Here is a 1,687-nt window from a genome sequence, read left to right as displayed (position 1 = left end):
CTAGCTGGCTGTAGGTCGAGTCAAGGGGCTGGTCGGCGTAGTTGGTCGCCACCTGCTGCTGAGGTGGTTCGGTGCGGTCGGTAGCGATGTTGGTGAGGGGGCGGGTGCCTGGCGCCCACGCTGACGTATGCAACCTCAGGTGGGTTATCTGGCGTCGTTCGGGCTGCCGTGGAGGCGAAGGGCCGGGTGCCAAGCTAGACGCGGCGTAACCCTTCAGAGGTCCGCCATAGCCGGGACGGCATCTGATCCGGCCCTTCGTCCCGTCCGCTTAGCGTGGCACTACCGACGGGAGTTGTGAAGGGTGTTGGCCGGTTCCTTTCGCTGCGAAGTATGAGGAAATCAGGCCCAGCGTGTGGGCTCGTAGGTGGCGTGGTCGCGAACGAGTGCGTGGGCGATTCGGTTGGCGCGATGGGCCAACGCGCAGGCCACGATGCCGCCGTGCTTGCCGCGGTCCTTGAGTCCGTGGGCGTAGTTCTTCGCCGCCGGTTCGTTGAGCCACAGTCCGACACCGAGGTCTATTAAGGCGCGGCGCAACGCGACACTGCCTTCGCGGCTGATGCTGCCGTCGCGGCGTTTGTGCGCGGATTCGTACTGCATCGGTGACAATCCCGATGCGCGGTAGATTTGTCGCGGTCCTGGCCACCGTCGCGGATCGCCAAGGGCGGCAGCATAATTGGATACTCGGACCGTGCCCCAGCCCGGCACCGAAGTCAACGTCGCGTACGGACTGCGCGGCAGCAGCCACCCCAGCTCAGTCTCCGCGGTGTCGATCTGATCGTCGAGATCGGCCAGCAACACCAGGTCGGCCGCCAGGATTCGGCGGGCGATCCCCGCGTCGCGGGTCGGTAGTGCATCGCGGGCTGCGGCCACTACACGCTCGGCCACCGATCGGCGCAGTTGCAGGTCGCGTACCGCAGCGAAGCGGATCAGCCGGCTGACTCCGAGCCCGGCCAGCCGCGCCGGGTCGGCAAACTCAGCGGCGACCAACCGGCCGATCTTGGTACCCAGCACATCGGGCAGCGCGAGGGTCAGCCCGGGGAACGCCCTGTCCAGCTGGCCGAGCAGCTGGTTCTTCGTCGCGGTACGCGTGGCGACCCGGCGACGCCGATGTGAGGCCCACGCGCTCACTTCACCGATCACGACATCGCGATCAGTGACCGGACGTCCGTACCCGGCCAGCACCAGCTCGGTGATCGCCGCCACGTCGATTGCGTCGGTCTTGACTCGGCGCCGGCCCTGTACGCGCCGTTGCTCAGCGACCTGGGCTGGGTTGAGCTCCAACACTTCCCACCCCTGCGGCCAGCGACAATCGAGCACCGGACGGTGATAGTGCCCGGCTGCTTCGACACCTATCTTGACCTGCACTGACGCAGGCACAACAGCCATCACGCGAGTCACTGCCGCGGTCAGGCCCGATCCGGTCAGCACGAACTCGAAGGGGTCGACCAGCCGACGGCGAGCTGCGTCGGTCACCGACAACAGCGCTGAGGTCTTGCCGACATCGATGGCAACGACGATCGTGGATGACGTGACTGGAGCTACATGCACAGACACAACAACACCTCCGGGGTGTGTCAGGAGGTCCACGTGCGTCAACACACGGACCCCAAAGGAATCAGTTACAGATCCCTTCCTGACACCTCCGGAGGCATTTGAGAAGGACTATCTCGATCTATATCAGCCGGGC

1 protein-coding gene is annotated in these 1,687 nt (G+C 65.6%); it reads right to left on the bottom strand.

The window, feature by feature from the left end:
- Window positions 1-339: 339 nt before the first annotated feature.
- On the bottom strand, window positions 340-1,554 hold the full coding sequence (locus J3476_RS27685) for an IS110 family transposase (RefSeq protein ID WP_207069453.1): 1,215 nt from the start codon (window positions 1,552-1,554) through the stop codon (window positions 340-342).
- Window positions 1,555-1,687 lie beyond the last annotated feature (133 nt).

Origin of the sequence: Mycobacterium sp. PO1 (assembly GCF_017312405.1) — a bacterium.
Classification (GTDB): Bacteria; Actinomycetota; Actinomycetes; order Mycobacteriales; family Mycobacteriaceae; genus Mycobacterium.
The sequence above is the reverse complement of the archived record's forward strand: the minus strand, read 5'-3'. Positions and strand labels throughout refer to the sequence as shown.